This window comes from Streptomyces sp. NPDC059455 (assembly GCF_042750115.1).
GTDB classification, from domain to species: Bacteria; Actinomycetota; Actinomycetes; order Streptomycetales; family Streptomycetaceae; genus Streptomyces; species Streptomyces endocoffeicus.
Genome location: NZ_JBHYVB010000050.1, coordinates 1 through 6,891, shown reverse-complemented (window position 1 = coordinate 6,891; position 6,891 = coordinate 1). Strand labels below are relative to the sequence as shown.

The following is a 6,891-nucleotide window of genomic DNA, read 5'->3' as shown; positions in this document are numbered from 1 at the left end:
GCCCGTCCAACCCCCCGCGCCCCCCCCCCGCGCGCCGCCCCACCCCCCCTCCCGCGCGGGCCCAGCCCCCCCCCCCCCCCCAACACCCCACACGCCACCTGCCGTACGGCGCCGAGAAGCCCGCTCAGAGCCCGCGCGGGGCCCCGGAGCAGACACACACCGCCCCCAGGCGCCCGCTACGGCCGTGCGGCGCTCAGAACGGCTTGAACGTGTCGAACTCCTCGTCCGCCTCGTCCCGCTCGGTATCCCGGTCGCGCCGCCGCTGCGCGGCCGGGCGCGGGGCGTCGAAGCGGTGGTCCTCGCCACGGCGGCCCAGCATCTCCGCTCCGGTCGCGAGGCTCGGCTCCCAGTCGAAGACGACCGCGTCGTCCTCGGGGCCGATGACGACCTCGTCACCCGAGTGGGCGCCCGCCTTCATCAGCTCCTCCTCGACGCCGAGGCGCGCCAGGCGGTCGGCCAGGTAGCCCACGGCCTCGTCGTTGGCGAAGTCGGTCTGGCGGACCCAGCGTTCCGGCTTCTCTCCCAGCACGCGGTAGAAGCCCTCCTCGGCGACGACCCTGAAGCCCGCGTCGTCCACGGCCTTCGGCCGGATGACGATCCGGGTCGCCTCCTCCTTCGGCTTCGCCTCCCGCGCCTCCGCGACGATCTTCCCCAGGGCGAAGGACAGCTCCTTGAGGCCGAGATGGGCGACCGCCGAGGCCTCGAGGACCTGGTAGCCGCGGGCCTCCAGATCAGGCCGGATGATGTCGGCGAGGTCCTTGCCGTCGGGGATGTCGACCTTGTTGAGCACGACGACCCGCGGCCGGTCGTCCAGACCGCCGTACTGGGCCAGCTCCGCCTCGATGACATCGAGGTCGGTCAGCGGATCGCGTTCGGACTCCAGCGCCGCGGTGTCCAGCACGTGCACCAGCACCGAGCAGCGCTCGACATGGCGCAGGAACTCCAGGCCGAGGCCCTTGCCCTGGCTGGCGCCGGGGATCAGGCCGGGGACGTCGGCGATGGTGTAGACGGTCGAACCGGCCGTGACCACACCGAGGTTGGGCACCAGCGTGGTGAACGGATAGTCGGCGATCTTCGGCTTGGCCGCCGAGAGCACCGAGATCAGCGAGGACTTGCCGGCGCTCGGGTAGCCGACGAGGGCCACGTCCGCGACGGTCTTGAGCTCCAGGATGACGTCCCCGGAGTGCCCCGGCTCGCCCAGCAGCGCGAAGCCGGGGGCCTTGCGGCGGGCCGAGGCGAGCGCGGCGTTGCCGAGGCCGCCGCGGCCGCCCTGGGCGGCGATGTAGGTGGTGCCCTGCCCGATCAGATCGGCCAGGACGTTGCCCTGCTTGTCGAGGACGACGGTGCCGTCCGGGACCGGCAGGACCAGGTCGGTGCCGTCCTTGCCGGAGCGGTTGCCGCCCTCACCGGGCTTGCCGTTGGTGGCCTTGCGGTGCGGGCTGTGGTGGTAGTCGAGCAGGGTGGTGACGGACTGGTCCACGACCAGGATCACATCGCCGCCCCGGCCGCCGTTGCCGCCGTCCGGTCCCCCGAGCGGCTTGAACTTCTCGCGGTGCACGGAGGCGCAGCCGTGGCCTCCGTTACCCGCGGCGACATGCAGTTCGACGCGGTCCACGAAGGTGGTCATGACGGGTGCCTCCAGTTACATACGGGTTCGGGGATGTTCTGATGTGCCTCACGCTCGTAACGCGCCGAGGGCGGACCCGCTTCCCGTCACGGGAAGAGCGGTCCGCCCTCGGAAAAGGCTGTGCGATATCGCCCGGGCTGATTACTCAGCGACCGGAACGATGTTCACGACCTTGCGGCCACGGCTGGTGCCGAACTGCACCGCACCGGCGGCCAGCGCGAACAGCGTGTCATCGCCGCCGCGGCCGACACCCGTGCCCGGGTGGAAGTGCGTGCCGCGCTGGCGGACCAGGATCTCACCCGCGTTGACGACCTGGCCGCCGAAGCGCTTGACGCCGAGCCGCTGAGCGTTGGAGTCGCGACCGTTCCGAGTGGACGATGCGCCCTTCTTGTGTGCCATCTCTTCTCAGTCCCTTACTTCGCAGCCGAGTCGATGCCGGTGATCTTCAGCGCGGTGTGCAGCTGACGGTGGCCGATCCGCTTCCGGTAACCGGTCTTGTTCTTGTACTTCAGGATGTCGATCTTGTCACCCTTGTGGTGGTCGACGACCTCGGCGCGAACCTTCACACCGGCCAGGACCCACGGGTCGCTGGTGACGGCCTCGCCGTCGACAACGAGCAGAGTGGAAAGCTCGACGGTGTCGCCGACCTTGTTGCTGGCCAGACGGTCGACCTCGATGACATCGCCCACGGCTACCTTCTGCTGGCGGCCGCCGGTGCGCACGATTGCGTACACGCGGTTCTCACTCTCTCGCTAGAAAACGGGACCTCTGATGCCAGCCGCCCAACACGGCCCACGGGGGTCGTGACAACCGAGTGATCATGCGATTCACCATCGGCCGAACGGCCTCTTCCGGCGAAGCGGAAGGGATGTGCTCAGGGGTTTGGCGTACAGACGCCGAGGGTCAAGGCTACCAGAGCCCGAAGGGCACACTGTCACGTGACAGTGTGCCCTCCCGGTCGGCCGGGCGGCCGGGTCAGTCGTCGGCGGCGGCCGAGACCGACTGCGGAGTCTGCTGCTCCGCCGCCGCGGTCTTCTTCGTCGCCGTCTTCTTGGCGGTCGTCTTCTTGGCCGTGGTCTTCTTGGCGGCCGTCTTCTTCGCCGCCGTCTTCTTCTCGGCGGTCTTCTTGGCCGTCGCCTTCTTGGCGGGAGCCTTCTTGGCGGCCTTACGGGCGGTCTTCTTCGCCGGTGCCGCGGCCTCGGCCTCACCCTCGGCGGACGCGCTCTCGGGCGCCGCCTCCGGCTCGGACTCCGACCCGGACTCCGGCTCCGGCTCCGGCTCCGCGGAAGACCCGCTCACGACCACCACGGCCGCCTCCTCGGAGCCCGTCGGCGAGCCCGCGGGGGCGCTCACCTTACGGGTCGCACGGCGGCGGGTACGCGGCGCGGGAACGCCCTCGAGCGGGGTCGGCTCCTCGGCGGGAGCGGCGGCGGGGGCCTCGGTGGCCGCCTCGGGCTCCGCCCGGACCGCCTCCCTCGGCTCGTCGGCCACGACGACCACCACGCCCTCGGGCTCCTTGGCGGCCTTCGGGGCGCCCGCCGGGGCGGACACCTTACGGGTGGCACGGCGGCGCGTACGCCCACGGGTCGCGGCGGCCTCGGCCTCCGCGGCGCTGCTGTACAGCTCCTCGTCGGCCGCGAAGACCGGCTCGGGCAGCGGCTTGGGCTGGGTGGCCTCCGCCGCGATCTCGGCCGCCGCCTCGGTGACGTCCTCGGACTCCGCCTCGGCTTCGGCCTCGGCCGCAGCGGCGGCCCGCTCCTGCTGCTGAGCACCGGCCGCGGACTTCTTCTTCTTACGCTTGCCGCCACCGCCGGCGGCCGACGCCTGGTCCATGTGGACGATCACGCCACGGCCGTTGCAGTGCACACAGGACTCGGAGAAGGACTCCAGCAGCCCCTGGCCGACCCGCTTACGGGTCATCTGGACCAGGCCGAGCGAGGTGACCTCCGCCACCTGGTGCTTCGTACGGTCCCGGCCCAGGCACTCCAGCAGCCGGCGCAGCACCAGATCGCGGTTGGACTCCAGCACCATGTCGATGAAGTCGATCACGATGATGCCGCCGAGGTCGCGCAGCCGCAGCTGGCGCACGATCTCCTCGGCCGCCTCCAGGTTGTTCCTGGTGACCGTCTCCTCGAGATTGCCGCCCTGGCCGGTGAACTTGCCGGTGTTGACGTCGATGACGACCATCGCCTCGGTCCGGTCGATCACCAGCGAGCCGCCGCTGGGCAGCCACACCTTGCGGTCCAGCGCCTTCATCAGCTGCTCGTCGATCCGGTAGGTGGCGAAGACGTCGACGTCCGAGGTCCACTTCTGGAGCCGGTCGGCGAGGTCGGGCGCCACGTGCGAGACATAGCCGTGGATGGTCTCCCAGGCGTCGTCACCGCTGACGATGACCTTGGAGAAGTCCTCGTTGAAGATGTCGCGGACGACCCGGACGGTCATGTCGGGCTCGCCGTAGAGCAGCGACGGGGCGCTACCGCTCTTCGCCTTCTTCTTGATCTCCTCCCACTGCGCCTGCAGCCGGGCGACATCGCGGGACAGCTCGTCCTCGCTCGCCCCCTCGGCGGCGGTGCGGACGATCACGCCCGCGTCCTCGGGGACGATCTTCTTGAGAATCTGCTTCAGCCGGGCCCGCTCGGTGTCGGGCAGCTTGCGGCTGATGCCCGTCATGGAGCCCTCGGGCACGTACACCAGGTAGCGGCCGGGCAGGGAGACCTGGCTGGTCAGCCGGGCGCCCTTGTGGCCGATCGGGTCCTTGGTGACCTGCACCAGCACGGACTGGCCGGACTTCAGGGCGGTCTCGATGCGGCGCGGCCCGTTGGAGAGCCCCAGCGCCTCGAAGTTCACCTCGCCCGCGTACAGCACGGCGTTGCGGCCCTTGCCGATGTCGACGAAGGCGGCCTCCATGGACGGCAGCACGTTCTGGACCTTGCCCAGGTAGACGTTGCCGACGTAGCTGGTGGCCTGCTCCTTGTTGACGAAGTGCTCGACGAGCACGTTGTCCTCCAGCACCCCGATCTGGGTGCGATCGCCGTTCTGCCGGACGACCATGACCCGCTCGACCGCCTCGCGGCGGGCCAGGAACTCGGCCTCGGTGATGATCGGCACACGGCGACGGCCCTGCTCACGGCCCTCGCGACGGCGCTGCTTCTTGGCCTCCAGACGCGTCGACCCCTTGATCGACTGCACCTCGTCGGCACCGGACTCGGCTTCCTTGCCGCGCCGCTCGCGGGGCTCGCGGGGCTCGCGGACCTTGACGACCGTGCGCTCCGGGTCGTCACCGGTCGCCTCGGCCTCGGCACCGTCACCGCTGCGGCGACGGCGACGGCGGCGACGACGGCTGCTGCTGGAGCCACCGGACTCACCGGCCTCGGAGCCCGACTCGTCCCGGCCCTCGCCCTGCTCCTCGGCGTCCTCGCCCTCGGCGGCCGACTCGTCCTCGTACCGCTCACCGGTCTCGGAACGCCCCTCGGCGCCCTCGCCCTCGACGGTCTCGCCCCGGCGGCGACGCCGTCCGCCACGGCGGCGGCGACGGGCCGGACGGTCGCCCGACTCGTCCTCGCCGGACTCGCCCTCGGGCTGACCGGCCTCGGCCTCGGCCTCTGTCTCGCTCTCCTCGGCGGCCTCGGGCTCCTCGGCCTCCGGCTGCTCCTCGGCGGGCGCGGCACCCCGGCGGCGGCGCCGACGGCGGCCGGCGGGCGCCTCGGGCTCGACGGCCTCGGCCGTCGGCTGCTCCTCGTCCTCCTCCTCGGGCTCCTCCAGCGCGGCGGCGGCCTCGGCGGCGGCGCTCTCCGGCGTCTGGAAGACCGGCTCGGTGAAGACGGGCGCCTGGAACACGGCCGTCGGCGGGCGGGCCGCACGGCGCCGCGAACGGGGCGCGGGCTCCGGCTCGGACGCGGCCTCGGCGGCCGGGGCCTCGCCCTCGGCGGCCTGCGGCTCCTGAGCGCCGCTCGGCTCCTCGGCGGCGGGTGCGGTGCTCCGGGTGGCACGGCGGCGGGTGCGGGCGCGCGGGGCCTCGTCCTCGGCCCGCGTACCGGCGGTCTCCTCGGCACTCTCGCCGCGCTGCTCGGCGGCGGGCTCCTCGGCGGCCTCGGCCTCCGCGGGCGCTCCGGCGGGGGCGGTGGCCTTACGGGTCGCACGGCGACGGGTACGGGCGGGGGCCGGGGGCACGGTCTCGGCCTCGGCGGCCGCCTCGGACTCCTCGGTGTCCGCCGGCTCCTCCGGCGGTACGACCTCCGCGGCCTCCGACTGCGGCGCGCCCTCGGAGGCGGTCACCTTACGGGCCGCACGGCGACGCGTACGGGCACGCGGGGCCTCGTCGTCCGGGGCATCGGCTGCGACTGCGGCTGGGGCCGTGGCCTCGTCACCACTGCCACCAGCGGCCGCCGCAGACGACGCGTCCGCGTCGGCGGCCTCCGCCTGCGGCGCGCCCTCGGGGGCGGTGACCTTACGGGTCGCACGACGGCGCGTACGGGCGGGGGCGGAAGGCACGGTCTCGGCCTCCGCGGCCGCCTCGGACTCCTCGGTCTCTTCGGGCTCCTCCGCCGCCTCCGGCTCGTTCGGCGACACGACCTCCGACTCCGCGGGGGCACCGGCCGGAGCGGTCACCTTACGGGTGGCACGGCGACGCGTACGGGCGGGCGGAGCGGCCTCGGCGGCCGCCTCCACCACGGGCTCCGCGACCGGCTCGGCGGCGGCTTCGGTCTCCTCGCCGCCATGCCCGGCGTCGGCCGGGACCACGGTCTCCGCGGCCTCCGGCGAACCCGCCGGGGCGGTCGCCTTGCGGGCGACCCGGCGCCGCGTACGGGCGGGCGGAGCGGCGGATTCGGTGTCGGACCCGGATACGGAACCACTCGCGGTGGCCATGGCGGCACCGGCGGCGACGGGCTCGGAAGCGGCCTCGGCGACGACGGCACCGGTCTGCTCAGCGGCTATGGCCGGTACCGAGGGCGTGGTGACCTCGGCCTCGCTCACCGCGCCGGGCGGCGGACCGGCCGGGCGGGAGGCCGCGCGGCGGCGGCGCGGCGGCAGCGTGTCGCTGGGCGTGTTCTCGATGGATCCCCCGGGCACCGCGGCACTCGGCGCGGATGACCCCAGGGGCTGGACAGGTTGGGTCGGCTCAATAGGTTCGAGCATGCGGGCGTTTCTCCCGTCACGCTCCCGGGCGCCGCGCCTGGTTCCGGCCGGCCCCCCCCCCCCCATGGGCGGGTGCCCCCCGCCCGGGCGCGCGCGCCCCACCGCACCAGACGACAACCACCCCGCGA

The 6,891-nt window shown here is 73.3% G+C and carries 4 protein-coding genes; all 4 read right to left on the bottom strand.

The genetic code is table 11. From position 1 onward, the window contains the following. Positions 1–193: 193 nt before the first annotated feature. The 4 genes from obgE to ACFXB5_RS19610 all read right to left on the bottom strand — a co-directional run bounded on the left by obgE (position 194) and on the right by ACFXB5_RS19610 (position 6,763). Positions 194–1,627 carry a GTPase ObgE gene (gene obgE, locus ACFXB5_RS19625; protein WP_385209374.1) on the bottom strand — a complete coding sequence of 478 codons (1,434 nt, stop codon included), beginning with the start codon at positions 1,625–1,627 and terminating at the stop codon, positions 194–196. Between the two features lie 141 nt (positions 1,628–1,768). Beyond that, positions 1,769–2,026 carry a 50S ribosomal protein L27 gene (gene rpmA / locus ACFXB5_RS19620; RefSeq protein WP_020871349.1) on the bottom strand — a complete coding sequence of 86 codons (258 nt, stop codon included), beginning with the start codon at positions 2,024–2,026 and terminating at the stop codon, positions 1,769–1,771. Positions 2,027–2,040: 14 nt separating this feature from the next. Continuing rightward, positions 2,041–2,361 (bottom strand): 50S ribosomal protein L21, encoded by a 321-nt coding sequence (gene rplU / locus ACFXB5_RS19615; protein ID WP_385209371.1) that lies wholly within the window; start codon positions 2,359–2,361, stop codon positions 2,041–2,043. 241 nt (positions 2,362–2,602) lie between these two features. Further along, on the bottom strand, positions 2,603–6,763 hold the full coding sequence (locus tag ACFXB5_RS19610; protein ID WP_385209368.1) for a ribonuclease E/G: 4,161 nt from the start codon (positions 6,761–6,763) through the stop codon (positions 2,603–2,605). Positions 6,764–6,891: the final 128 nt, after the last annotated feature.

Coding starts and splice junctions, on each gene's coding strand:
- rpmA (WP_020871349.1), bottom strand. CDS start 2,026: ATGGCACACAAGAAGGGCGCATCGTCCACTCGGAACGGTCGCGACTCC.
- obgE (WP_385209374.1), bottom strand. CDS start 1,627: ATGACCACCTTCGTGGACCGCGTCGAACTGCATGTCGCCGCGGGTAAC.
- ACFXB5_RS19610 (WP_385209368.1), bottom strand. CDS start 6,763: ATGCTCGAACCTATTGAGCCGACCCAACCTGTCCAGCCCCTGGGGTCA.